Consider the following 26,716-nt stretch of genomic DNA (forward strand, 5'->3'; position numbering starts at 1 on the left):
CCCCCTAAGAATGTTACTGATATATGTTACCGCCAGATTGCTTAAACTCTTCAGCCTTTGCCTTCATACCAATTTCAATAGCTTCCTTCGTATCAAGTTTATTTTCTTTTGCATAATTACGAATATCTTGAGAAATTCTCATACTACAAAATTTAGGTCCACACATTGAACAGAAGTGTGCCGTTTTTGCACCTTCCGCAGGTAAAGCTTCATCATGATATTCTATTGCGCGTTCAGGGTCTAAAGATAAATTAAACTGATCCCTCCAACGGAATTCAAAACGAGCTTTTGATAAGGCATCATCTCTTATTCGTGCTCCAGGATGTCCTTTTGCTAAATCAGCAGCATGTGCTGCGATTTTATAAGTTATAACCCCTTCACGAACATCATCCTTATTCGGTAACCCTAAATGTTCTTTTGGTGTCACATAACATAGCATGGCTGTACCATACCAACCAATCATTGCAGCTCCAATAGCAGATGTAATGTGATCATAACCAGGAGCTATATCTGTTGTAAGAGGACCAAGTGTATAAAATGGTGCTTCTTGACACACTTCTAGTTGTTTATCCATATTTTCTTTAATCAGGTGCATTGGTACATGTCCTGGTCCTTCAACCATGACCTGTACATCATGCTCCCAAGCAATTTTTGTTAACTCCCCAAGAGTTTCTAACTCTGCAAACTGTGCTTCATCGTTTGCATCTGCAATAGATCCAGGACGTAAACCATCCCCTAAAGAAAATGCAATATCATACGATTTCATAATTTCGCAAATTTCTTCAAAGTGACTATATAAAAAGCTTTCTTTATGGTGGTGTAGACACCATTGTGCCATAATAGACCCGCCGCGGGATACAATACCTGTTAAACGTTTTGCTGTTAACGGGACATATCGTAAAAGAACTCCAGCATGAATTGTGAAGTAATCAACACCTTGCTCTGCTTGTTCAATTAAGGTATCTCGGTAAACCTCCCAGGTAAGATCTTCAGCAACTCCATTTACTTTTTCAAGTGCTTGATAAATTGGGACAGTGCCTACAGGAACCGATGAGTTACGAATAATCCATTCCCGTGTTGTATGAATGTTTTTCCCTGTTGATAAATCCATAATATTATCAGCACCCCAACGTGTGGCCCAGGTCATTTTTTCAACCTCTTCTTCGATAGAAGATGAAACAGCGGAGTTTCCAATATTTGCATTAATTTTAACGTGAAAGTTACGGCCTATAATCATAGGCTCTGCTTCTGGATGGTTGATATTAGAAGGAATAATCGCTCTACCCGATGCAACTTCATCACGCACGAATTCGGGTTTCATATTTTCTCTAATTGCAATAAATTCCATTTCAGGCGTGATAATTCCCTTTCTTGCATAATGAAGTTGTGTGACATTTTCCCCTTTTTTTGCTCGTAACGGTTTCCGCTTTAAACCTGGAAACACGTTATGATTGGCACGAGGATCGTTTTCATCGTTATAACCATTATCCTCAGGCTTAATATCCCGACCATCATATTCCTCAACATCTCCACGTGCTTGAATCCAGGAACTGCGGAGGGCAGGGAGACCTTTTGTAATATCAACAGAACAATCTGGGTCTGTATAAGGTCCACTAGTGTCATACACACGTACGGGAGGATTTTCCGCCTCTCCAAACGTACCAGTTGTCGGGCTCAACTCGATTTCACGCATTGGAACTTTAATATCAGATCTAGAGCCCGTTACATATACTTTTTTGCTTCCCGGAAAATTAGACATGATGGAAATACTTTGTTCATTTGATGAATTTGTTGACATTGACATAATAAATCTCTCCTTTTTTGAATATAAAGGACAAGATATAGAACACAACAAGTGGAAAGCTTATAAAGCTTATGAAGTACATAAAAAAGCCGGTATCCAATAAATGGTTGGACCCGGCTAATATGTATGCAGAAGTAGTATTGCTACAATAATTATTCTAACTTCCCCACGCTGGTATGAACCAGATCAGGTCCCAAGAGTCAAGAAACTTCAACGTGTTTCTTTCTCAGCCCAACTTATTGGACTCCCCTAGTTATTTCTATTCAATTTGATTTTAGTATACATGAGACTTCTTTAAAATAAAAGGAAAATTTAGAGGCTAAGGGGATGAGGCTGGGAAAAGATGCACATTAGAGTAGACTGAAACCACCACCCGAAGGTGGAGGTTTATTATGGGGAATTACTTGATAAATTACTGTTCATTCAAGCTTGTTACAGAAACACTTTGTTTATTATTTGGTTCATCAAGGGAATGGATTGTAGCTGTTCCATTTTGTTCATCCACGTTCTCAATGTAAATGCCTTCTCCATTATAGGTTACATTAGCCATAATTGGCGAAGAAGCAATTTCTTGTGCTCGTTGTACGTTCATTGTAGCCACCTCCTTTTGACTTTAATAGTTATAATATTTGTTCCAAATAACTTAGATATACTTGTTGTAATTGAAAATGCTTGCTTCCAAGTTCAAGTTGATTTTCGCCATAACTATTAAACAATAGATTTAAATAAGGCAAGGGTTCTTTAGTAAAAGAACTGAGGAGCCATTTTTGCATCTCCTTCACATTTTTTAATATTCCGCAATCGGGCGCGATTGTGTAACAAGAAGAAAATGGTCTTAAATATTTTACATTTAATTTAATGTGTACTAAAAATGGGAAAATATTTTTTTCCGCAAGTTTATGAATAAAAGTGGAAAAATTGATGATTTTTTCAAGTCATTCCGGGGAATTGTGAAAAGGGAAAATTACCCATATCACAATGTTCCATTCCGAAAGATTATGAAAAATTACATTTGATGTCAGTTTCTTTTTTCAAAAAGAAGCAAAAACTTGCTAATTTCTGATGAGTTTTTTGCGTTTTATAGCTATACACCCCAAAATGGAAGCCGTTGAAAGTAGAAAGGTAGGTCTTTTCTTTCATATTAGCTGTCATATATGGATAAAAGTTCTTAGCTTCGCCCTAAGCCCTTCTTCTCTAATAGAGACACTCTTTTCTTATTGTTCGTTGTTTAATAACTGATAGAATGTTATTTTTTCATATCAGTTTCCGTTTGGGTATTACAGGAAAATGCAATCTGTCCATTATTATAGTTATTAATTGATTGCATTGAAAAAAATATTGCATAATTTTTACAAGTTTCTAAAGGATTATTTATTTTTACAGGTAAAATAGTGATATTTTAAAATGCCTAGAGTTAAGACAAAAAAGGAAAAGTATTCCCTAAGGTAAATAGTTTGCCCTAAACAAAGTAAGTTATTTTATAGAGATTAAGACAGTGTTGTTATGTCTGAATGGTATGCTATCATTTCATTAACGATGATTTTTCGTCCTCCATATATGGAGGGCGTTTTCTTTTTTGTAAAAGGATTGCTATTATCCTGAATCTGCCCATAACATAGCTGCCATGCAGCAAGGAAGTTTGAAACAGTTATGGCCTTCCGCCAATCAGTGACGGCTTACTACAGAGGATTATGAGTTTGTTGCTGTTTAAACACTTTTAGATAAAGATGAACTGAGAATAAAAATAAACCTGATACAAGAGGGGAGCACCCTTGGCATTAAGCGATATGTTAAAAGTAACTATCTATCTATCTATCTATCTATCTATCTATCTATCTGTGCGGCTTCGTGACTTCACCGGCTCCGAGTGTTACAACGGTCAAATATAAACATTTTCAGGTGCGAAAGTTTGGTACCTAAGAACTTTTATATTTTTGTACCTTACATACTTTCCACTATATTCTCCTTATAAGCACCCATTTTAAAAATTTCGTTATGTCAATTTATTTTAGTGCTAAAGAATGCGGTTAGGTTTTTTATTTAGTAAAGGAGTGTCTTTATTTGAATATATTAATCACAGTTTTTTTCTATTTAAGTGTTACGTTCTCGGTGTTACATTTATACCATTGTTTACCATGGTTCCGTGAACCTGAAGAAAGGTCCAATCGTTACCCCAAGCTGAAAAAAAGGATGCTCGGGAATGAAGAAGAAGAAGGAATAAGCATTATAATTCCATGTTACAACGAAACAGGTATTCTGGAAACTTCAATTAAGAGTATGAGATTATTACCTTATTCTCAATTGGAGGTCATTTATATCAATGATGGTTCTACAGATGATACAATGAACTATTTGACTAAATCGCTGCAATTGAAAGCATGTTCCATGTCTCAGAACTGTAAGCTATCTTATGAAAAAGTTAAGGGCTTGTACCAATCTGAACTCTACCCTAACTTCTATGTCATAGATAAGATGAATGGCGGAAAAGCCGATGCTTTAAATGCAGGGATTGATTATTCAAACCATGATCTTATTGTCACCCTAGATGCTGATACTATTTTGGAAGATAATGCATTATTTGCTGTTAACGATACCTTTAAAGATAGGAATGTTGTTGCTGCTGGCGGGATGGTGCATGTTTTGCAAACAAGGATAAATGAACATAAAAATCGACTATCCCTGCGTTTTACAAACATGATAATTCGAGTTCAAGTTTTGGATTTCCTAAAAGCATTCTATATTTCAAAATTATCTCTTGTACGCTTTAAAGCTTTAGCTGTCATATCAGGAGCATTTGGTATTTTCAGAAAACAGTCCCTTCTGGATGTAGGCGGTTACCGGAAAACCATAGGAGAAGATATTGATATCACGCTGCGTATTCATAGACTTATAGCAAAAAATAAAAATTTGAGAATTAGTTTTATATCAGATGCAGTGGGCTATACAGAATTACCTGAAACATGGAAGGATTTAACCAAACAACGTTTACGATGGCAAAAAGCATATATAGATTGCATCATTCATTTCTGGTCCTTCTTTTTAAAAACTTTATTTACTAGACCTGTTTCCTTTTTTTATATATTTGAGTCGTTTCTAGTAGGTACCCTTGCTTCTTATTTAATGACAGGGATAGTGATTGTAAACATAATAAAAGACCCTCAAAATACCTATTTAATGTTTTTCTATATGTTTTGGGTTTTTTTAGTTGGGTTTTTGTACGACCTGGTAGCGATCCGCCAAGGAAAATTTTACGGGTTTACATTTCGTAAAAGAGATGGTTTCCGAATATTTTCTGCCATCCTTTTTGATATTTTTATTTATCGATTTGTAACGATTTGTTTTGTCATGTATGGAAGTATTTCTTATTTCTTCAACAAAAAATGGAACAAAGTCACTCGGACAGGACGAAATTATCACCAGGAGGGCTCTAAACCTGCCGCATAGTCACAGGCTAATTTTAAAAACTAATTGCAGCAAAAAAGGTGATTAGGTTTTATTGTGGAGGATTGGATAATGGGTAAAAAAATTCTGCTATTAGTTTTAACCTCTTTTACAGTATTAATCTTAGGAGTCGTCAGTTTTGCATTTCAGTTTGTTACGTCAACTCGAGCAAGTATTCACGAAGAGGTCGACAGGAATGAAAAATTTGAAGGACGTCTGGAAAATATCAACTTTAAGGATGGTGATCCAATAACCATCCTGTTAATGGGACTTGATTCTCGACCAGGTGAAATAGGCGGCCGAGCCGATACAATGGTTCTATTAACCATTAATCCTCATTCCGAATCAATGCATATGGTCAGTATTCCCCGTGATACATATACAAACATAAAAGGAGGTCTAAACAAAATCAACAGTTCTTATCAAGTAGGAGGGGCAGAGATGACCCTTAATTCTGTTGAAAACCTCTTAGATGTCCCCGTTGATTATTTTGTCAAAGTTAATATGAAGGGTTTTGAAGGTATTGTTGATGCAGTCGGAGGGGTAGAGGTATATAATGATTTAGATTTTACCTATGGGAATGTGCACTTTCCAAAAGGCCAGCTTAAATTGGATGGGAATGAAGCTTTATTATATGCCCGAATGAGAAAGGAAGACCCAAGAGGAGATTTCGGCCGGCAAAAACGCCAACGCCAAGTAATTGAAGCTTTAATGCAAAAAGGGGAAAGTTTATCCTCTATCACGAACTTTGGCGAAATCGTCAAAGTTCTTAAAGATAATGTAAAAACAAACATGAATTTAAATGAGATGTTAAAAATTCAATCAAATTATAAGGGTGCTCGAGAAAACATAGAGCAGCACAAAATTGAAGGAACAGATAAAACAATAAAGGGTACTTACTATTATATGCCCGATAAGAAAAAACTACATGAAATTTCTGATAACCTGAAAAAACATCTGGAGGTCTATAATAATGATCCTGGTAAAGAGCCATCACAAGAAGTTAATGAGACAAATGAGTTAGAGGAAAAAGGCTCCAAGGAATCGGGTGAAAATAGACCAGATGATTCCACTAAAGAAAAAGAAAAGCCGGTTAAACAAAAAGATACGCGGACAAACGAATTAAAGGAAGAAAGCTCTAAGGAATCGGAGGATAACAAAACAGTTGATTCCGCTAAAGAAAAAGAAGGGTCAGATAAACAAAAAGAAAATGGGGATAAATATTCAGAAGAAGAAACCGTCAAGAATAGCGACAAGTCAAATGTTAATAAAGTAATTACTGAAAATTGGCCATCAGTCCCTACCAGTCAGGAAAACCATACTAGAGTGACTTTTGATGAAGGATCACAGGATTGGGAAGAAATGACTACAGCAATTTCAAAAGGGGCTGGCTTATCAAAAAATGATATGATCCTATGGTGGGTGGGTGGTAATGGCACAAATAGTGTCATTGCTACAGTGACTAATAAAGCACAAACCGATAACTATCGAGTCTACGTCTCATGGGTGGACGGTGCAGGTTACAAACCTACCAAAGTTGAAGTACTTTATGAAAATGATAAAAAACAGTAATAATACATTGACCTTGCGTAAAGGTAATGAGAAAAGCGAAAGAAACGAATGAGAGCGTTTGTTGTAAAATCGCAGCATTTGTCAAAAGTAGAACCATTGTTTGAACGAATAGACCCAGTAAGAATTGAAGAAGAGCTTAAAGGATTAAACAACCAAACTATTTAAAAAAGGGATAAATTTATCTTTATATTAAAAACCTTTGCAGAGAATGTGAAAGATTACACTCAACTAAAGGGTCCTTATATTCAAGATCAGCTGCCAAATCAGGTGGCTTTTTCTTTTTTAATAAACGGGGCAGGTTAGTGAAAGAAGGATTGGAATACGGTGGAAAATCATACTGTATATAAGGGGGAGTTGAATAACTGAGAAGCCATTTCTGCAAATGTCCTAAATAATTTAATACTGAATTTTTACAAAACTTAAAATCTACCTTAACAATTTCCATTTAATCTATTGATAGATTTAAAATGCAAAGTTTAGGAGAGATGAAGTTAATGACTAGCCAAAATTCTAAAAACGGTATGAACAGAAGAGATTTCATAAAAGCGGGAGGAATGAGTACACTTGCCCTTACTCTTGGATCCACTGGGGTACTATCACTCGGTTCAAAAGCCTTAGCTGATGCTACTGATAATCCAACAAGCGGATTTGGCGGGTATGGTCCTCTAGTTCCAGATCCGAATGGAATTTTAGATCTTCCAGAAGGCTTCCACTACAAAATTATATCCAAAGAAGGCGACCTAATGACTGATGGGCGAAAAATCCCAGGAGCATTTGATGGAATGGCGGCTTTTGAAGGATCAAATAATACAACCATTCTTGTTCGTAATCATGAGTTAGGGGCAGGTCCAGCATTTGGAAGCAATCCTTATGATGCGGCTGCTCAAGGTGGTACAACTGCTCTAGTTGTAGGTCCAAATCGCGAAGTTATGAAAGAATACGTAACTTCTTCAGGTACCATTCGAAATTGTGCTGGTGGAGCGACACCTTGGGACACTTGGCTGACTTGTGAAGAAAACCGTTCCGCAACACACGGATATGTATTTGAAGTGGACCCGACACAGCCAGAGAACGAAATGTCCAAAACTCCAATCAAGGAAATGGGCCGTTTTGCACATGAAGCCTGTGCAATTGACCCTGCAACAGGATATGTATACTTAACCGAAGATTCAAGCCCAAGCTACCTATACCGTTTTATCCCAAATGACTTAAGCCAAAAGCCGGGGGCGTTACAAAAAGGCGGTAAGCTGTATGCGGCTGCGATTGAAGCGGTAACTGACCCATCAGCAAGCACATTTAAAACAGGACAAACATTTAAAATTGTTTGGAAGGAAGTAGATCCTCATTTGTGCCGTGAAGACGCTGATGCTCAAAATTGCATTAAGTTCTCTAGACTTGAGGGAGCGTTCTTCCAAGAAGGAGTTTTCTGGTTCGATGACACCTCTGCCGGTGACAAAAAACTAGGACGCGTTTATCGTTATATTCCTCACACTAATACAATGGAGCTTTTCTATGAGGGTAATGATGCACGAGAAATGGAATATCCGGATAATATCTGCTGTACTCCATGGGGCGACCTTTGGTATGCAGAAGATGGTTCTGGACAAGATCGCCTTATGGGAATTACCCCAGAAGGCAAGGTCTATCCCTTTGCGGCAAACCGTTTAAGTGATTCTGAATTGGCTGGCCCAACCTTCTCACCAGATGGTAATACACTTTTTGTAAATATTCAAAGCCCAGGCAAAACCTTTGCCATTTGGGGACCGTTCCAACGCAGAAACTCTGCGCGCGCAAGGGAAATGTCCTATGCTGCTCCAGCGAATCTTGCACCGCAAGTTTCTGAAAAAGTGGCTCAGGTTGCCGAAGCACAAGGTATGTCTATTCTAGAAGCGGCAGCATTTGAGCGCCATGGAGTAAAAATGAGTTAAATTGTTTTTCAGGTTACCAAAAAAAGATGTAAGCTAACACTTTATACGGTTTACATCTTTTTTTACATTCCAGGTAATTTGTTGCAGGTGGACACCATCTGGGATCACATGTCCAGATAACCTATAATTCTTTCTATGGAAGGAGCTTTTAATGTGGTCTTAGTTTGTAAACAACATGTTTCTAAAGCCTTAAAAATGATTTTTCTTCCACATATTCAATCTATCTCAAATGATAATAAAGTACTTAAAGAGGTAAAATGCCAAGCTTGTGGTAAACAGGCAGATTATAAATTATATAATTTTATGCCACAAAGAAAAAGAGCTATCTAAACGATGGAGGTTATTTAAATGTTACAAAATATAGGGATTCCTGGTTTAATTCTTGTTCTAGTCATTGCCTTAATAATTTTTGGTCCATCCAAGCTACCTGAAATTGGTCGTGCATTTGGATCTACTTTAAGAGAGTTTAAAAAATCAACACGTGAGTTAGTATCAGATGATGAGTCAAAGAAAGACAAATACGAAACACAAAAAAGAAAAGAAGCCTAAACAAATAAGATATATTAGAAGATGTAGGTAGCTTCCATGCTTTTATCTTCTTTTTTTAGAGATGATACAATGGATATACAAGAGATGAATCTTGTGGACCACTTAAGTGAATTGCGAAAACGTCTGATTATTATCGTTGGAAGTTTTATGTTATTAGTAATTTTAGCTTTAATCTATGTAAAGAATATTTATCATTGGTTAATCCAAGATTTATCAATAAAATTAGCAGTTCTAGGTCCAAGTGATATTTTGTGGGTTTATTTAATGCTTGCAGCTGTGATTGCATTAGCAGGTACGATACCATTAGCTGCCCATCAGATTTGGCTTTTTGTCCGTCCTGCATTATCGGAAAAAGAAAAAAAGGTTGTACTTAAAGTAAAGGGTGCTATAGTTTAAGAAGGTTGTTACTAAAAATTTATTCCGTTTGTTTTAAAAAAACTAATTAATCCAAGTTAGCAGGTATCTAATTCCGTGAAATTAAGAATTACAGTACAATATATCAAAAGTGATATTATAAGGGGCCATTCCGGAAAATAACCAAACATTAAAGTAAGCTTGAAAATAACTTCTAAAACCAGTATTTCAGCCATGGATGCTGGTTTTTTGTTCTTCAAGTGAGAAGGAAAGGCAGATGGATTCTAATTTATGAGCAGCTTAGAGTAAGTTCTGCACTGCTTTCTGGATAAGAAGAATATCATTAAAAATTTGTTTTTTTATCTTTACATTCTTACAGCGATTCATTTCCCCTGTCAGTAATACGAGTTCCTTCTTGAAAATGTCTATTGTACTCATGTGTCTGTTCACTCCTGGCTTTTAAGGGGAGGGATGTTTGGGATTATAGTTCTTTATACCCTTCATCAAGCAGGATTAAACCAAAAACTGAGATGTTTATGAGTGAATATATCTAATTTGAGGATGTGTGGTTTTTAATAATATGGATAATTTTTTCCGAAACCTTTTCAATTCCTATTCGTAATAGAAGTAGCATCTTCTTAGGAGTAAACACGCGAATATGATATCCTTTAGATAATCCATTCAAAGAAAAAGGTGACATTGTGGCAAAGAAAAAACTGCAGTTCTGGACTTTACAATTGCTGCTTATCTTAACAATCATTTATGTATCAACGAAAATTTCCTTTCTGTTTGAACCGGTCGGTATTTTTGCGTCAACATTATTTTTTCCAATCATTATATCGGGATTTCTCTATTTCTTATTGAGTCCGTTGGTAAGATTGCTCCAGCGCTACAAGGTGCCAAGAACGGCAGCGATATTAATCATCTATGCAGCTGTTATCGGGTTGGTAATGCTGGTTATTGGCAACATCGCTCCCCTTATCAGCAGACAGGTGACTGAATTATTCAACGACCTGCCGGGATATGCGAAAACGACAAAAGACTTTGTTACTTCAATGTCTAACACTGAAGAGTTTAAATGGTTTTTGACGCAGGACTACATATTGCTTGAAGAAATTGAAGCCCGCATTATGGAATATGCCAATACCCTCCCTAGCCGTGTGACGCAGGGGGTAGCAGGAATTGTCAGCCTGGTCACCAATATTGCGATAACAATTGTAACGGTGCCATTCCTGCTGTTTTATATGTTTAAGGATGGAGATAAGTTCCCTGCTGCTGTTTCAAAGTTTCTTCCTGCTTCTTACAGAGAAGAGGGTGTTAAAACGCTTAAGGAAACAGGAGAGACTCTTTCTTCCTACATTCAGGGGCAGATTACAGTGGCATTATTTGTTGGAACCCTTTCGTTTATTGGCTATTTAATCATCGATTTGCCATATGCGCTAGTCATGGCGCTTATTGTTGCCATAACCAATATCATTCCTTATGTCGGCCCGTTTCTTGGCGGCGCACCTGCCGTAATCGTCGCACTTTTTGACTCGCCGACTAAAGCCTTACTGGTTGTCGTAGTCATAGTGATTGCCCAGCAGATAGAGGGGAATGTGCTGTCACCGCTGATTCTGGGAAAAACCTTAAACACACATCCGGCCACCATCATCATCTTATTGCTGGTTGCAGGCAATCTTGCCGGTATCCTCGGAATGATCCTGGCAATACCTACCTATGCTGTGACCAAAACGATTGTTTTGAATACAGTTAGGTTTTTAAGGGCGAGGAAGACAGCGAGAGAAGAACCGGTTACTTAATTTGAGTAAGCTCCTTTTAAAGAAGGGGCTTTTTTTTCTGGATTTATCTTACATGATTTATCAAATATGTTACAACTTGTTGGGTTTTTCTAGCATGTTAAAAGATTTATCTGGCATGATCTCTATTTTATCTAACATGCATTAGAATTTATCTAATAGTTCACACAATTAAATCGGGTATTTTTTTTTCTCCCGAAAAGCTAAAATAATAAATAAAACGAAAGCAGTGATCTAAATGTGCTTAATCCTTTTCGCATACAAAGTCCATCCTGTATACAAGCTTATCGTTGCCGCTAATCGCGATGAATTTTATGAGCGCCCGACTGCACCGGCCCATTTTTGGGAGGACCATCCTGCTATTCTGGCTGGACGCGATTTAAGCAAGATGGGGACGTGGATGGGTGTCACAAAGAATGGACAGTTTGCAGCTCTGACAAATTACCGCAATCCGAATGATGTGACAGATGGCAAGAGGTCAAGAGGAGATCTGGTGGCGGATTTTTTGAAAGGCAGTGCTTCGCCTGCTGATTTTGTGAAAATAGCATCTGAACATCGCAGCAGCTATCCCGGCTACAATCTGCTTGCGGGCAATTTGGAAGAGCTCTTTTATTATTCGAACGTGGAAGATAGAATAGAGCAGCTTGAACCAGGAGTGTACGGGGTCAGCAATCATGTGCTGAATACCGGGTGGCCTAAGGTGAAAAAGGGGAAGGAGGGCTTATCTAAGCTAATAGATCATGCTTCTGGGAACTTTACAGAAGACTTGTTCACACTTCTCCAGAATGCAGACCCTGCCCCTGATGACATGCTTCCGAAAACAGGAGTATCATTTGAGTGGGAGCGGATTCTGTCTCCTTTATTTATCAAAAGCGAAGGCTACGGAACCAGGAGTTCAACAGTGATGCTTATGTCAGAGGATGAGATTTTTTTTAAGGAGAGGGTACATATTGGGGATAGCCCGCAGGACCAGGAGTTTATCATTCAAAATTAAAGAAGCCAGTTCAGGCATCTGGCTTCTTCCATTCAGGAAAGCGGCAAAGTAATCCGGACCGTTGTTCCTTCATTTTCCCTGCTGTGGATGTAAAGGTTTCCGCCATGGTTTTTAATGATTTTTTTGCAGATCATAATGCCCAGGCCTGTGCCTTTTTCTTTTGTGCTGTAAAACGGCTCTCCCAGTTTGGCGAGGCGTTCTTCAGGTATGCCAATTCCTTCATCCTCGACACTGATGATGACACAATGGTCATCCCGGCGGATATCCACATTTATTTTTCCGCCCATCGGCATGGCTTCAATTGAGTTCTTAATGATGTTAATCAGCACCTGTTTAATTTTATCTTTTTCACATTTAACATAAAACTCGCCGGGTGACTGTGTTAGTTCGATCATGATATTCTCCATAACAGCCTGGCTGTTTAAGAGAGTGATCACACTTTTTACAACGTTTGTCAGGCAGGTTTCTTCCATTTCAGTGATTTGAGGTTTGGCGAGAACGAGCAGGTCATTGACGATGCCTTCAATCCGCTCCAGTTCATTAAGAATAACCTCCGCGAAATCGCCTTTATGCTCTTCGTATAATAACTGTGTAAAGCCTTTTATGGCTGTTAGCGGGTTGCGGATCTCATGGGCAATGCCTGCGGCAAGCTGACCGACAACCGAAAGTTTTTCAGCATTCTGCAGCTTTTCTTCCGTCTTTTTTTGTCCAGTCACATCTTTAATAATGATTTGGTAGACCTTTCTGTTCTTGAAAGTGGTTGGAATCAGCTGGACTTCGGCTTTTCTCATTCGCCCGTCAGTCCGGATCAGATTAAGCTCAAAATTCACACTTAGCTTTGTTTGCAGAAAATCATCGAGAGTGGAATGTTCTGAAGGAGGAGTGTAGTCGTGGAGGGAGGTGCCGATCATCTCTTTGATGCTCGTGAATCCAAAAAGCTTTTTTCCTTCATTATTGATGTAGGTCCAAATCCCTTTTTGTGTCACCATTCCTATCGTATCCTTGGAGTACTCCACCAGAAAGCGGTACTTCTCCTGTGTTTCAAGAATCTCCTCTTCCATGATAATTCTCTGTGTCATATCCCTGATGATGCACATCATTTCTTTATCGTCATTAATGACTGAAAAATTGGCTTCAAGCCACAGATAATGGCCCTCCTTATGTCTGAAGCGAAAGGTCTCCCGTTTATGCGGAACCTGTTCGAGTTCGGACAATGCATCTTTTAAAAGGTCCCGGTCATTTGGATGGCAGTATGTATAAAGGCTGCTTCGATAAAAATCCTGCTGCGAATACCCCAGCATCGGAAAGCAGGAAGGGGAGACATATAATGCAATGCCTTCTTTTGTCACTCTTGCAATCACATCGCTGGAATGCTGAATGGCCAGCTGCAGATTCCTCGCTTCGACTTTATCCGCAAATAAATCTGCAGGATTCTCGGTCATAATCATTTGCTGTCCCTCCTTTTTTGAAAAATGGCACTTTTCCATTATTATACATGAGTTATGGGCTTAGACACATAGGATTTAACTATCATTTTTTAGTAGAGCCGCAAGCAAAAAACCTAGGGTTATTGCAGAGCTAAGCCCGTGACAGGGAACAGGTGGTTAATTCAAATGAAAAAATTGAAAATTATATATTGACATACATTTCTTTATGGTGGTAAAGTAATAAACATATTAAACAATCGAATAATAAAAATCTTCTTATCAAGAGAGGTTGAGGGACTGGCCCTATGACACCTCGGCAGCGGACAGCGTGTACCGTGCCAAATCCAGCAAGCATTGCTTGAAAGATAAGGAGAGGACCATTGATAAATGCTGCCCTCTTCTTTCTTTAGAAGAGGGTTTTTGTTTTATTCGAAAAAAAAAGCATCAAGATTCTATTCATAAACATATGAATAATTCTTATCGAGAGAAGCAGAGGGACCTGGCCCAATGAAGCTTCGGCAGCAGGCAGACAGCACTGTGCCAAATCCAGCAGGCGAAAGCCTGGAAGATAAGGAGAGGACTTCAAAAAACCTCTTCTGAAGGAAGAGGTAAATTTCAGGATATAATTCTTAGTTTTCACATAGGAATAATTATATATAACGTTTGATAAAAGGTGACAGGTACCTATGCCAGTTCATTCAAGTGGTATAGGTACCTGTCACCATCAAAGGAGAGATGCTGAATGATAGAGTTCCAGAATTTAAAGAAAGTCTATGAAAGCGGAGGACAGCAGGTAGCTGCTTTAGATGGAATAGACTTAAAAATTAACAAGGGTGAGATTTTCGGTGTGATCGGCTTCAGCGGTGCGGGAAAGAGCTCTTTGATCCGCTGTGTCAATTGGCTGGAGAAGCCGACTTCAGGAAAGGTCATTGTCAGCGGACATGATTTGACGGCTTTATCTGTAAGAGAAATTCGTGAAGTGAAAAGAAACATCGGGATGGTCTTTCAGCACTTTAACCTTTTAAACTCGAAAACCGTGTTTGCCAATGTGGCGATGCCTCTCACACTGGCTAAGGTCCCTAAGGATGAAATAAAAAAGCGTGTCCATGAACTATTAGAATTCGTGGGGCTTGCAGACAAGGCGAACAGTTATCCCGATCAGCTGTCAGGCGGGCAAAAGCAGCGGATCGGAATTGCGAGGGCGCTGGCGACCCAGCCTTCCATTCTATTATGTGATGAAGCAACTTCAGCTCTGGATCCGCAGACAACCAGCTCTATCCTGCAGCTGCTGAAAAAAATAAACAAAGAATACAACATTACCATTCTAATCATTACCCATGAAATGTCTGTAATCAGAGAGATCTGTGATCGTGTTGCTGTAATAGAGGCAGGAAAAATTATTGAAGAAGGAACAGTCTTCAATGTCTTTTCATCACCAAAAACACAAACAGCAAAAAACTTTGTCAGCACGGTCATGAATGATCAAATACCTGATTCTATTAAAGAAGTGATTGAAAAACAGCAAGGGCTTCAAAAGGTATTTAGAATCAACTTTGTTGGAAACTCTGCCGGGCAGCCGCTGCTCTCGCAGGTTGCCAAAAAGTTTAATATCGACTTCAACGTCCTGTTTGGAAATATTACTGAACTTCAGGGAACACCTTTTGGCAACTTGATTGTCGAATTCCAGGGTCCGGACAGTGAAATCAGACGTGCTATTCAGTACATCAGCCAGGAAAAAGTTTCAATAAAGGAAGTGACATCGCGTGCTAGTTAATCAGGAGAAAATCATCGAAGCCTTAATCGAAACGATCCAAATGGTGGCATTCTCATTGCTGTTTTCAGCTGTTATCGGACTGCCGCTTGGCATATTGCTTGTCGTGACAAGGAAAGGGCATCTGCTGGAAAACCTCGTTGTTTTTAACATCATAAACAGCATTATTAATATTTTCAGATCAGTTCCCTTCATCATTTTAATGGTAGCCATTATCCCAATTACCAGGCTCATTGTCGGAACATCGATTGGTACGGCAGCAGCCGTAGTGCCGCTTGTCTTTTATGCCGGTCCCTATATTGCAAGATTAATAGAAAACTCATTGCTTGAGGTAGATCCGGGGGTCATAGAAGCTGCAGAAGCAATGGGAGCAACACCGGGCCAGATTATTTTAAAGTTCCTGATTCCGGAAGCACTCAGTTCGCTGGTATTAGGCTTTACAATTGCAACAATCGGATTGGTCGGAGCATCAGCCATGGCCGGGGCAGTCGGAGGCGGCGGGCTTGGTGACCTCGCCATTACATACGGCTATCAGCGATTCGATACAACAGTCATGCTGATTACCGTTGCGATCTTAGTTGTCATGGTTCAAGGCCTGCAGTCATTCGGAAATATCTTATCCAAAAAAATCAGAAGAAGATAAATTAGGAGGAAATACTTCATGAAAAAACTATTCTTAACATTCATTATTTTAGCATTGGCTGTGTTCACTGCAGCATGCTCAAGCACAACTGACGGAGAAGAAACAAAGAAGATTAAATTAGGTGTCAGCGGATCAGATACTCGAATCTGGGACTTTATTGCAGAAAAGGCTGAAAAGGAAGGCATTGAAATTGTGGTTGTGACATTCTCTGACTATGTGCAGCCAAACGTTGCCCTTGCAGAAGGTGATCTTGATGTAAATGCATTCCAGACAGTCGCATATTTTGACACTTTTATTAAAGAGCATAATATGGATCTTACACCAATTGCGACAACTGTATTAGCACCAATGGGCCTTTATTCTGAAAAAGTAAAGTCTGCAGAAGACATTCCGGAAGGCGGAAAAATTGCCATTCCAAATGATGCTTCAAATGGCGGAAGAGCGCTTCTCTTACTGGAGGAAGCCGGCCTGATTAAATTATCTGAGGACTATGATGGAAACCTGGACTTGAATAAAATCGTTGAAAATCCGAAGAACCTTGAATTTGTAGAAATGGTATCAGCACAGACGCCGCGTGCTCTTCCGGATGTCTCTGCTTCTGTAATCAATAACGGAATTGCCGTAGATGCAGGCTTTAACCCAACTAAGGATTCAGTTTTTATTGAAAGCGAAACCGCTACTCCGTATGTAAATATCATCGCTGTCAGAACAGAAGACAAGGATAACAAAACGCTTAAGAGAATTGCTGAACTTTACCAGGAAGATGATGTAGCTGATTTCATCACGAAAGAATATGACGGAAGCATGATTCCGACTTTCATTCCTTTAAGTGATATTGGCTGGTAATTAATTTATAAAGGAGGAACAATGATGACGGCACCTGTAAAAGCACTATCTGAACTGAAAGAAGCAATCAGGAAGAATGTTGATGATAAAAAAGAACTTTACCTTTCCACAAGCCATCAGATCCATGCAAACCCGGAAATAGGAAATGAGGAGTTTTTTGCCTCTGGCTTGCTTTCAGGCATCCTTGAAAAGGAAGGTTTTGAAATAGAGCGAGCAGTAGCCGGGCATGAAACAGCTTTCCTTGCCAGGAAAAAATCCGATAAACCGGGGCCGTCCATTGCATTCCTTGCAGAATATGATGCCCTTCCCGGGCTGGGCCATGGATGCGGTCACAATATCATAGGCACGACAAGTGTGGCAGCAGCCATTGCATTGAGCAAGGTCATTGATGAGACCGGAGGAGAAGCAGTAGTATTTGGAACCCCGGCAGAAGAAGGCGGGCCGAATGGAAGTGCAAAAGGCAGCTTTGTGAAGCATGGATTGCTTGAAGGTATTGATGCGGCCCTGATGGTTCATCCATCAAACCATACCCGCCTGACCAGTTCATCACTGGCAGTTGATCCGCTTGACTTCGAGTTTATCGGCAAGCCTGCCCATGCGGCAGCTTCACCGGAGGAAGGAATCAATGCCCTTGATGCAGTTATTCAGCTTTTTAATGGAATTAATGCCCTTCGTCAGCAATTAAAGGATGATGTGAGAATCCATGGCATTATTACTCATGGCGGGGATGCACCAAATATTATCCCTGAATATGCAAAAGCCAGATTTTTCATCCGTGCTTCAACCAGAACCAGTCTAAATGAGGTAACACGGAAGGTTAAAGCTGTCGCTGAAGGCGCTGCATTGGCAACAGGAGCAAAGCTGAATGTCATTGCTTTTCAAAATGAAGTCGACAACCTGCTGTTAAACAAGACATATGACCAAGTGTTTAAAGAAGTGATTGAAGGCTTGGGAGAAACGGTCGTGGAAGGGGACAGAGATGGAATCGGCTCGACGGATGCAGGCAACATCAGCCAAGTGGTTCCAACTATTCATCCTTATATTAAAATTGGTGCTGATGATCTTGTTGCCCATACAGTTCCGTTTCGGGAGGCTGCAGCATCTGTAAAAGGAGACGAAGCACTGATAACCGGGGCAAAAGGGCTCGCACTCACTGCCTTCCAGCTGGTAACGAACCCCGATCTGCTTAAATCCATAAAACAGGAATTTCTAGAGCGAAAAGCTGCTGAATAAGAACAAAAGCTATCCTTTTGCGGGATAGCTTTTCCTTATTTTAGTGAGTCTTTTCCTCAAATTGGAGTGTTGTTTCCCCAATGTGCAGAATCTTTTCCTCAAATTTAGTGCTCGTTTCCCCAATTTCTAAATTAATTTCCCAAAGTTCACAATTACCTACTTTTCCTTCATCCGTTCCTGTGCCATCCGAATAAGCTCCTTTACCATACTGCCGCCAATCTTCCCGCCCACTGTTCCTGCCTGTTTTGATGTAAGGCGGCCGTTATAGCCCGGCTTTAAAGGCACACCGGCCTCCTCAGCAATTTCATATTTCACGCCATCAGGATTTTCACTGTCAACACGGTATCCCTGGTTTGCCATTACCTGATTTTTCAGCTGGTCTAATGCCGCTCTTGATTCCGGCACAAGTGGACGTCTTTTTCTTCTGGCCATAATGCATTCCTCCATAATCAGTTCTTTTTCTTATTATGTGAAAGAACGTAAGGAATAACACTGAAAAAACTTGTACATCTTCTTTTGAAAAGCTATTCTAATGGTAGAATCCTTGAATTTTTGTGAATAAACAAAAGAAGGTGTTTTAATTGGCTTTAAAATATTTGTCAGCACTTCTGCTGCCTGGCCTGCTGGTACTGCTTTTTACTAGGGTAAGCTATAATCGTGTGATTGGGCTTGTATTGACGGTGGGACTGATTGCTGCTTCTGTTTATAAAGGCTACACAAATTCTTTTGCCTTAATTGTTATAGACGCACTTTCATTGACTGTCGGGTTTTGGTACGCTCAAAAACTGAAGCCAAAAACAAAACCAAGTGCGGAATAATTTTTGCGGAACCTGTCGAACAAACGTATCGACAGGTTTTTTGTTTAATGAAATTTCAGCTGTATTTATGCCTGCGTAAGATCGGCTTTTAATCAATATTAATCAAACGATTGATTTAATTTCAGGAGGTTAATCAAACGTTTGATTAACCTTGCTTCGACATCCCCCTCAAAAATTCGGCATATTTCCCAAGCAATATTTTCTCGGTAAAAATAAAAAAACGAATATCCGTTCGTATATTGTTGGTTTGTTTTAGGCACTTTGTGGTAGAATGATGATATGAGTTTTGAGTAAAAAACTGACAAATCAGCCATGCATCCCGGATCTTAAATTCTTTCAATGCTGGTTTGTGATTAATATATAGATGAAAGTAACTTGAACGGGAGGCTTATAGGTGAAGGATCAATTTGAATTAGTCTCAAAATATTCTCCTCAGGGCGATCAGCCTGGGGCAATCAAAAAAATTGTGGAGGGAATTAATTCCGGCAAGAAGCACCAGACGCTTTTGGGTGCAACAGGAACGGGAAAAACCTTCACGGTTTCAAATGTTATACAAGAGGTTAACAAGCCGACGCTTGTCATTGCCCATAATAAGACACTTGCTGGGCAGTTATACAGTGAATTTAAGGACTTTTTTCCAAACAATGCTGTTGAGTATTTTGTCAGCTATTATGACTACTATCAGCCGGAGGCGTATGTGCCTTCTACAGATACCTTTATTGAAAAAGATGCAAGCATCAATGATGAAATTGATAAGCTCCGCCACTCGGCGACTTCTTCATTATTTGAGCGCAAAGATGTCATCATTATTGCCAGTGTGTCTTGTATATATGGCTTAGGTTCTCCTGAAGAATACAGTGAAATGGTGCTATCCCTCAGAACCGGCATGGAGATTGAGAGGAACCAGCTTCTTCACAGGCTCGTTGACATTCAGTATGAGCGCAATGATATCGACTTCCAGCGCGGCACCTTCCGTGTACGCGGGGATGTAGTAGAGATTTTCCCGGCATCACGGGATGAGCATTGTATCCGTGTAGAGTTTTTCGGGGATGAGATAGACCGGATCCGTGAAGTAGATGCCCTCACCGGAGAAATTATGGGTGAACGTGAGCATGTTGCAATCTTCCCGGCATCCCACTTCGTAACGCGTGAAGAAAAAATGCGGGTCGCCATCCAGAACATTGAAAAAGAACTGGAAGTGCGCCTTGCTGAATTAAGAGAAAACGATAAGCTTTTGGAAGCCCAGCGCCTCGAGCAGCGGACCCGCTATGACCTTGAGATGATGAGGGAGATGGGATTTTGTTCCGGCATTGAAAACTATTCCCGCCACCTTACGTTAAGGCCAGCTGGTTCAACACCGTATACCCTTCTGGATTACTTTCCGGAAGACTTTCTAATTGTGATTGATGAGTCGCACGTAACTCTGCCGCAAATCCGCGGCATGTTCAATGGTGACCAGGCAAGAAAATCCGTGCTTGTGGACCATGGTTTCCGTTTGCCTTCAGCCATGGATAACAGGCCGCTTACGTTTACCGAGTTCGAACAGCATGTGAAACAGGCTGTCTTTGTTTCGGCAACACCGGGTCCTTATGAGCTTGAGCATACACCGGAAATGATTGAGCAAATTATCCGCCCAACCGGCTTGCTTGATCCTACAATTGATGTCCGTCCAATCGAAGGGCAAATTGATGACCTTATCGGTGAAATCCAGGATCGCATTCAGAAAAATGAACGTGTGCTTGTCACTACATTAACAAAGAAAATGTCTGAGGACTTGACAGACTACTTAAAAGAAATCGGAATTAAAGTGCAGTATCTGCACTCAGAGGTAAAAACGCTCGAGCGGATTGAAATTATCCGAGAGCTCCGTCTTGGCAAGTACGATGTGCTGGTCGGGATCAACCTTCTGAGGGAGGGACTTGATATTCCAGAAGTATCTCTCGTTACCATACTCGATGCTGATAAAGAAGGTTTCCTCCGTTCAGAACGTTCACTCATCCAGACGATTGGACGTGCAGCGCGTAATGCGAATGGCCATGTCATTATGTATGCAGACCGGATCACTGACAGTATGGAAAAAGCTATCAGTGAAACAAAGCGCCGCCGTTCCATTCAGGAAGAGTACAATGAGAAGCATGGCATCACGCCAATGACTATCCAAAAGGATATACGCGATTCAATCCGTGCAACCCATGCGGCAGAAGAGCAGGAAGAATACCAGCCATCAGCAAAGCTCGGCAAGCTGAACAAGAAAGAGCGCGAGAAGCTGATCGGCGATATGGAAAAAGAAATGAAGGAAGCAGCCAAATCCCTGAATTTCGAAAGGGCTGCCGAGCTTCGTGATTTAATATTAGAGCTGAAAGCGGAAGGATGACGTAAAAATGGCGATGGATAAACTGATTGTAAAGGGTGCCAGAGCCCATAATCTGAAAAATATAGATGTCACCATTCCGAGAGATAAGCTTGTCGTCCTGACAGGACTTTCAGGTTCAGGAAAGTCCTCTCTGGCATTTGATACGATTTATGCAGAAGGGCAGCGCCGCTATGTGGAATCATTATCTGCTTATGCACGGCAATTCCTCGGTCAGATGGATAAGCCTGATGTGGATGCGATCGAAGGGCTGTCTCCTGCCATTTCAATTGACCAAAAGACGACAAGCAGAAATCCTCGCTCCACAGTGGGAACGGTGACAGAAATTTATGATTATCTGCGATTATTATTTGCGCGGGTGGGGCGTCCCACCTGTCCGATTCACAATATTGAAATCTCCTCACAGACCATTGAACAAATGGTTGACCGGATTATGGTATACCCTGAAAGAACAAAACTCCAGGTTATGGCTCCGCTTGTATCCGGCCGAAAAGGCACGCATGTAAAAGTGTTTGAGGATGTCAAAAAGCAGGGGTTTGTCCGTGTCCGTGTCGACGGGGAAATGATGGATCTCGGTGATGAGATTGAGCTGGAAAAAAACAAAAAGCATTCAATAGAAGTAGTAATCGACCGGATTGTCGTAAAAGAAGGCGTAGCACCAAGGCTGGCAGATTCATTGGAAACCGCGTTGAATCTGGGCAATGGCAAGGTGCTTGTGGATGTAATTGGGGAAGAAGAACTGCTGTTCAGCGAGAACCATGCCTGCCCTCAATGCGGATTTTCAATCGGCGAACTTGAGCCAAGAATGTTTTCTTTTAATAGTCCGTTTGGTGCCTGTACTGAATGTGACGGTTTGGGCTCAAAGCTGGAGGTAGATATTGATCTGGTAATACCCAATAAGGATCTTTCATTAAAGCAAAATGCCATTGCGCCATGGGAACCGACTAGCTCTCAATATTATCCTCAGCTGCTGGAGGCAGTCTGCAATCATTATGGAATTGATATGGACCTGCCGGTTAAGGATATTCCTGAACACTTGCTTGATAAAGTTTTATACGGATCCGCCAAGGACAGCATTTATTTCCGATATGAAAACGATTTTGGCCAGGTAAGGGAGAATTATATCCATTTTGAAGGTGTCATTCGCAATGTGGAGCGCCGCTATAAAGAAACAAGCTCCGATTATATCCGGGAGCAAATGGAAAAATACATGGCCCAGCATCCATGTCCTTCGTGTAAAGGCTACCGTCTGAAGCCGGAAACTCTTGCGGTGCTTGTATCCGGAAAGCATATCGGCCATGTAACAGAATATTCGATTGAGGAAGCATTCAGCTTTTTTGAGAATCTGACACTTTCTGAAAAAGAAATGAAGATTGCGAATCTCATTTTCCGTGAGATTAAGGAGCGGCTAGGCTTCCTCATTAATGTCGGGCTTGATTACCTGACATTAAGCCGGGCAGCGGGAACTTTGTCCGGCGGTGAAGCACAGCGTATTCGCCTGGCCACACAAATCGGTTCGCGCCTGACAGGTGTACTCTATATTCTGGACGAGCCTTCCATTGGTCTCCACCAGCGTGATAATGACCGTTTAATTGATACGCTGAAAAATATGCGTGATATCGGCAACACCCTGATCGTGGTAGAACACGATGAAGATACGATGGTGGCAGCTGACTATTTAATTGATGTGGGCCCGGGAGCAGGGGTTCATGGCGGACAAATCGTTTCAGCGGGTACGCCTCAGCAGGTAATGGATGATCCAAACTCCCTGACAGGGCAATATTTGTCAGGCAAGAAATTCATTCCGCTTCCGATTGAGCGCCGGAAGAACGACGGACGCTTTATCGAAATTAAAGGGGCTAAAGAAAACAATCTTAAAAATGTGAACGTTAAGTTTCCTCTCGGCACTTTTATTTCCGTTACTGGTGTATCCGGTTCAGGAAAAAGTACATTAATCAATGAGATTCTTCATAAAGGGCTTGCCCAAAAGCTCCATAGAGCTAAAGCAAAGCCGGGTGAGCATAAAGAAATTAAAGGTATCGATCACCTGGATAAAGTCATTGATATCGACCAATCTCCAATCGGGCGGACGCCTCGTTCCAACCCGGCAACATATACCGGAGTGTTTGATGATATTCGTGATGTGTTTGCTTCAACCAATGAAGCGAAAGTGCGCGGCTACAAAAAGGGGCGCTTCAGCTTCAATGTAAAAGGCGGACGATGTGAAGCATGCCGCGGAGACGGGATCATCAAGATTGAAATGCACTTTCTGCCTGATGTGTATGTACCATGTGAAGTCTGTCATGGCAAACGCTATAACAGGGAAACGCTTGAAGTAAAGTACAAAGGGAAGAATATTTCGGAGATTCTCGATATGACAGTGGAAGATGCACTGGAGTTTTTCGAAAATATCCCTAAAATCCGCCGTAAGCTGCAGACGATATATGATGTTGGCCTGGGCTACATCACTTTGGGACAGCCTGCGACAACATTGTCCGGCGGTGAAGCGCAGCGTGTCAAACTTGCTTCCGAATTGCACCGCCGTTCAACCGGCCGCTCCCTGTACATTCTTGATGAGCCGACAACAGGTCTTCATGTTGATGATATCTCAAGACTGCTCGTGGTCCTTCAGCGTCTTGTTGAAAATGGAGACACGGTACTGGTTATTGAGCATAATCTTGATGTCATCAAGGCAGCAGACTATATCGTTGACCTTGGACCTGAAGGCGGCGATAAGGGCGGTACCATCTTAGCAGCAGGTATACCGGAAAAAATTGCCGAAGTTCCAGAATCTTATACAGGTAAGTATCTCAAACCAATCCTGGAAAGAGACCGCCTGAGAATGAAAAAGCAAATTGAAGAAAAAGAGGGCGTGACAAACGCTTAATTAAGAGGAAGCAGTGCCGTTTTGGTACTGCTTCTTTTTTATGGAAGAGAGATTAATTTTCCGGAATGAGGGGTATAGAACATGCGTCTGCAGCAACCTTCACTAATCTCAACCAAGAAAGGAACATACACTATGAAAAATAAAATCTATCTTTTAGCAGGCTTTATTTTGCTTGGGATCGGCATCTATCTATCCATTACATTTCTTGGAGAAGAAAAAAAGGCTGAAGGCAATCAAGCGATTGTAGCTTTTGGCGATTCGCTTACCTACGGATATGGAGATGAAACGGAAGAGGGCTACATTGGCAGGCTGCAGAGCAAACTGGATCGGACCTATCCGAATAAGAATTATACAATAACGAATCATGGAGTGTATGGTTATAAATCTTCTGATGTCCTCCAGCAAATGCTAAAACCGAAAGTGGCACAGGATATCAAAAATGCAGATATGTTTATTGTATATATTGGCACAAACGATTTACTGAAAAGCAACGGCGGGGATTTGTACCCGCTCCATCACGAAAAACTGGTTGAAGCTAAAGACATATATGAGGATAAACTGAATGGAATCCTGGAAACACTGGATACCGCCAACCGTGATGCACCTGTTATCCTGCTCGGGCTATACAATCCTTATCCAGACGGCGACCAGATTGAAAAATATATTGACCATTGGAATAAATCCATAAGAAAAAAAGCAGCAGAAAATAAAAATATCACCTACATTTCTACCAATGAACTCTTCAAGGGGAAAAATAAGAAACAGTACTTCGCTGATTCCCTTCATCCGAACGGGAAGGGATATGAGCTGATTGCGGATAAGATTATAGATCATTACTCATTTTAGTTTAATTGTATAAAGTATCTTGGGCAGGCCTTAGTTTTTCTAATAGTCTGTGATACGCAGATATAATAGTTTTCGCCGGGTTGATTGGAGCGGAAGGCGCTCGATCCTCTAAAATGCTGCCGCATTTCCTTCGTGCGGTGATTATTCGAGGATGCTTATTCAAAGTCCTGCGGGAGAAGCGTAACAGGGAGACCCCACAGACGGAACGCTGAGGAGGCTCCCGGAAGCCCGCGATCGCTGAGTGCCTGCAGCGGAAATCAACACCACATTTCAACAGATAATATCGCCTTCTATTAATTGATAACACAATGTAATGTTCCAGCAAAACCAATGTAACCAAGCAGCGTTATACTCCTATATAAGGGAAACTATTGTCTGGATACAGAAGGGGAGGTCATTATGGAGGATTATTTAGCGAAGTCTCTGGAAGAATGGAAAGAGGATATTTCCGAGGTTTTGGACCAGATTAATAATGAATATGAGGATGTTAAAAAAGAACTCAAAGTATATTCCTATAAATATGGAATTACAAAACAGGTTATCCAGTCTACTGTGAACGAAGAGATTATTGATAATATCCGCGAAATGTATCATAAGCCTTTTGAAGAGAAGTATAACGAATTGAAAGAATACATACGTGATTTGGATGAAAAACGAAAAGTATTCCAAATGTTTGTCAATAAAATCGACGAAGTGAAAAAGAAGGAAGCTCCGCGCACAGACCTGGCAGCTGCCTATAAATAGGATATAACCATAAAACCGTCTTTTCAAGAAAGGCGGTTTTTATTATAGAAAAGGCTATGCGACTTGAGGCTATGGAACCCCTCAGCCTGCAGATGTATTTTAAGAAATATGGAGGAAAATACTCCTTTGATTTTCTATAATGAAGAAGAGGCTGAAACTTTTAGCGCTCCATTTCCGTATGACAGATAAGGTGAAACTTCAATCAGTGGGGTTTTTTTATCCCCCGCTGATTGTTAGTTGAACCAATCGGGCCTTTACGGGCAGTTTGCCCCCCACTTATCCTCCATTGGTTTCTCTGAGTCTTGAAGTGGGGGTTTTACTGCCCGTTAGACTGCGATAAAGGAGCTGAAAACAATGGAAACAAGAAAGGTTCTGTCTGCCTTAAGCTATTTTAGCATTATGTTCGCAGGATTTATTTTTCCGCTCATTGTATTTTTTGCATCAGAAGACACGGAAGTGAAGCGGCATGCCAAGAGCGCATTTTTATCACATTTGATTCCGCTGGTTCCTGTTCCATTTATTGTTTTTGCTGGTGTGACCCAGTTCACAGTAAATGAACAGGAAATCCCGATATTTTTTCTGGCAGCTGTCGGCATCACACTCATTCTGCTATTAATTGTACTTATCTGGAATATCATTAAAGGGGTAAAAGTCCTGATACAAGAATAGAAATAATAGAGGAGGGCCAA

General features: G+C 40.6%; 23 protein-coding genes, 1 pseudogene and 3 riboswitches. Of the genes and pseudogenes, 19 read left to right on the forward strand and 5 right to left on the reverse strand.

From position 1 onward, the window contains the following. Positions 1-13: 13 nt before the first annotated feature. Both thiC and QUF73_20110 read right to left on the reverse strand, forming a co-directional pair. Positions 14-1,798 carry a phosphomethylpyrimidine synthase ThiC gene (gene thiC / locus QUF73_20105; GenBank protein MDM5228434.1) on the reverse strand — a complete coding sequence of 595 codons (1,785 nt, stop codon included), beginning with the start codon at positions 1,796-1,798 and terminating at the stop codon, positions 14-16. 152 nt (positions 1,799-1,950) lie between these two features. Further along, positions 1,951-2,065, reverse strand: a riboswitch (TPP riboswitch). 151 nt (positions 2,066-2,216) lie between these two features. Continuing rightward, a complete protein-coding gene (locus tag QUF73_20110; GenBank protein ID MDM5228435.1) occupies positions 2,217-2,396 on the reverse strand; it encodes a small acid-soluble spore protein H in 180 nt (59 codons plus the stop codon). A 1,469-nt stretch (positions 2,397-3,865) separates the two neighbouring features. On the opposite strand from QUF73_20110, the gene QUF73_20115 reads away from it, so the two are divergent. From QUF73_20115 to QUF73_20145, 7 genes and pseudogenes are all read left to right on the forward strand, one after another. Further along, positions 3,866-5,248 (forward strand): glycosyltransferase family 2 protein, encoded by a 1,383-nt coding sequence (locus QUF73_20115; protein ID MDM5228436.1) that lies wholly within the window; start codon positions 3,866-3,868, stop codon positions 5,246-5,248. Between the two features lie 69 nt (positions 5,249-5,317). After that, a pseudogene (locus QUF73_20120) lies at positions 5,318-6,208 on the forward strand (LCP family protein). Positions 6,209-6,520: 312 nt separating this feature from the next. After that, on the forward strand, positions 6,521-6,817 hold the full coding sequence (locus QUF73_20125; GenBank protein ID MDM5228437.1) for a YrrS family protein: 297 nt from the start codon (positions 6,521-6,523) through the stop codon (positions 6,815-6,817). Between the two features lie 494 nt (positions 6,818-7,311). Then, positions 7,312-8,745, forward strand: coding sequence for a DUF839 domain-containing protein (locus tag QUF73_20130; protein ID MDM5228438.1), 1,434 nt, complete (start codon positions 7,312-7,314; stop codon positions 8,743-8,745). Positions 8,746-8,898: 153 nt separating this feature from the next. Next, positions 8,899-9,075, forward strand: coding sequence for a hypothetical protein (locus tag QUF73_20135; GenBank protein MDM5228439.1), 177 nt, complete (start codon positions 8,899-8,901; stop codon positions 9,073-9,075). Between the two features lie 18 nt (positions 9,076-9,093). Next, positions 9,094-9,294, forward strand: a complete 201-nt coding sequence (locus tag QUF73_20140) for a twin-arginine translocase TatA/TatE family subunit (protein ID MDM5228440.1) — start codon at positions 9,094-9,096, stop codon at positions 9,292-9,294. Between the two features lie 69 nt (positions 9,295-9,363). Further along, positions 9,364-9,690 (forward strand): twin-arginine translocase subunit TatC, encoded by a 327-nt coding sequence (locus QUF73_20145; protein ID MDM5228441.1) that lies wholly within the window; start codon positions 9,364-9,366, stop codon positions 9,688-9,690. A 258-nt stretch (positions 9,691-9,948) separates the two neighbouring features. On the opposite strand, the gene QUF73_20150 is transcribed toward QUF73_20145, so the two are convergent. Next, entirely contained in the window at positions 9,949-10,086 is a 138-nt protein-coding gene (locus QUF73_20150) for a hypothetical protein (GenBank protein MDM5228442.1), read from the reverse strand. Between the two features lie 263 nt (positions 10,087-10,349). On the opposite strand from QUF73_20150, the gene QUF73_20155 reads away from it, so the two are divergent. After that, positions 10,350-11,450: an AI-2E family transporter gene (locus QUF73_20155; protein ID MDM5228443.1), complete on the forward strand. Its 1,101-nt coding sequence runs from the start codon at positions 10,350-10,352 to the stop codon at positions 11,448-11,450. A 235-nt stretch (positions 11,451-11,685) separates the two neighbouring features. After that, positions 11,686-12,441: an NRDE family protein gene (locus QUF73_20160; protein MDM5228444.1), complete on the forward strand. Its 756-nt coding sequence runs from the start codon at positions 11,686-11,688 to the stop codon at positions 12,439-12,441. Between the two features lie 32 nt (positions 12,442-12,473). Here the strand turns inward: QUF73_20160 and QUF73_20165 are convergent, their stop codons facing one another. Continuing rightward, positions 12,474-13,889 carry a PAS domain S-box protein gene (locus QUF73_20165; protein MDM5228445.1) on the reverse strand — a complete coding sequence of 472 codons (1,416 nt, stop codon included), beginning with the start codon at positions 13,887-13,889 and terminating at the stop codon, positions 12,474-12,476. Between the two features lie 252 nt (positions 13,890-14,141). Further along, a riboswitch (SAM riboswitch) is annotated at positions 14,142-14,240 on the forward strand. A 102-nt stretch (positions 14,241-14,342) separates the two neighbouring features. Continuing rightward, positions 14,343-14,443: riboswitch (SAM riboswitch) on the forward strand. 167 nt (positions 14,444-14,610) lie between these two features. Here QUF73_20165 and QUF73_20170 point away from each other — a divergent pair. From QUF73_20170 to QUF73_20185, 4 genes are read left to right on the forward strand one after another with little or no spacing between them, the layout of a single operon-like run. Continuing rightward, positions 14,611-15,642, forward strand: coding sequence for a methionine ABC transporter ATP-binding protein (locus QUF73_20170; GenBank protein ID MDM5228446.1), 1,032 nt, complete (start codon positions 14,611-14,613; stop codon positions 15,640-15,642). After that, positions 15,632-16,282, forward strand: a complete 651-nt coding sequence (locus tag QUF73_20175; GenBank protein ID MDM5228447.1) for a methionine ABC transporter permease — start codon at positions 15,632-15,634, stop codon at positions 16,280-16,282. The genes QUF73_20170 and QUF73_20175 overlap by 11 nt, the downstream gene beginning before the upstream one ends. An 18-nt stretch (positions 16,283-16,300) precedes the next feature. Then, positions 16,301-17,128 carry a MetQ/NlpA family ABC transporter substrate-binding protein gene (locus QUF73_20180; GenBank protein MDM5228448.1) on the forward strand — a complete coding sequence of 276 codons (828 nt, stop codon included), beginning with the start codon at positions 16,301-16,303 and terminating at the stop codon, positions 17,126-17,128. A gap of 24 nt (positions 17,129-17,152) precedes the next feature. Then, positions 17,153-18,361: a M20 family metallopeptidase gene (locus tag QUF73_20185; GenBank protein MDM5228449.1), complete on the forward strand. Its 1,209-nt coding sequence runs from the start codon at positions 17,153-17,155 to the stop codon at positions 18,359-18,361. 156 nt (positions 18,362-18,517) lie between these two features. On the opposite strand, the gene QUF73_20190 is transcribed toward QUF73_20185, so the two are convergent. Further along, on the reverse strand, positions 18,518-18,793 hold the full coding sequence (locus QUF73_20190; protein ID MDM5228450.1) for an alpha/beta-type small acid-soluble spore protein: 276 nt from the start codon (positions 18,791-18,793) through the stop codon (positions 18,518-18,520). A 149-nt stretch (positions 18,794-18,942) separates the two neighbouring features. On the opposite strand from QUF73_20190, the gene QUF73_20195 reads away from it, so the two are divergent. From QUF73_20195 to QUF73_20220, 6 genes are all read left to right on the forward strand, one after another. Beyond that, a complete protein-coding gene (locus QUF73_20195) occupies positions 18,943-19,179 on the forward strand; it encodes a DUF2198 family protein (GenBank protein MDM5228451.1) in 237 nt (78 codons plus the stop codon). 394 nt (positions 19,180-19,573) lie between these two features. Next, entirely contained in the window at positions 19,574-21,553 is a 1,980-nt protein-coding gene (gene uvrB / locus QUF73_20200; protein ID MDM5228452.1) for an excinuclease ABC subunit UvrB, read from the forward strand. A 7-nt stretch (positions 21,554-21,560) separates the two neighbouring features. Further along, positions 21,561-24,437, forward strand: a complete 2,877-nt coding sequence (gene uvrA / locus QUF73_20205) for an excinuclease ABC subunit UvrA (GenBank protein MDM5228453.1) — start codon at positions 21,561-21,563, stop codon at positions 24,435-24,437. Between the two features lie 81 nt (positions 24,438-24,518). After that, complete coding sequence (locus tag QUF73_20210) at positions 24,519-25,283, forward strand: GDSL-type esterase/lipase family protein (GenBank protein MDM5228454.1); 765 nt, start codon at positions 24,519-24,521, stop codon at positions 25,281-25,283. Between the two features lie 399 nt (positions 25,284-25,682). Next, positions 25,683-26,027: a hypothetical protein gene (locus tag QUF73_20215; protein MDM5228455.1), complete on the forward strand. Its 345-nt coding sequence runs from the start codon at positions 25,683-25,685 to the stop codon at positions 26,025-26,027. 354 nt (positions 26,028-26,381) lie between these two features. Continuing rightward, complete coding sequence (locus QUF73_20220; protein ID MDM5228456.1) at positions 26,382-26,696, forward strand: hypothetical protein; 315 nt, start codon at positions 26,382-26,384, stop codon at positions 26,694-26,696. The last annotated feature ends 20 nt before the right edge of the window (positions 26,697-26,716 follow it).

This window comes from Cytobacillus sp. NJ13, from assembly GCA_030348385.1.
Classification (GTDB): domain Bacteria; phylum Bacillota; class Bacilli; order Bacillales; family Cytobacillaceae; genus Cytobacillus.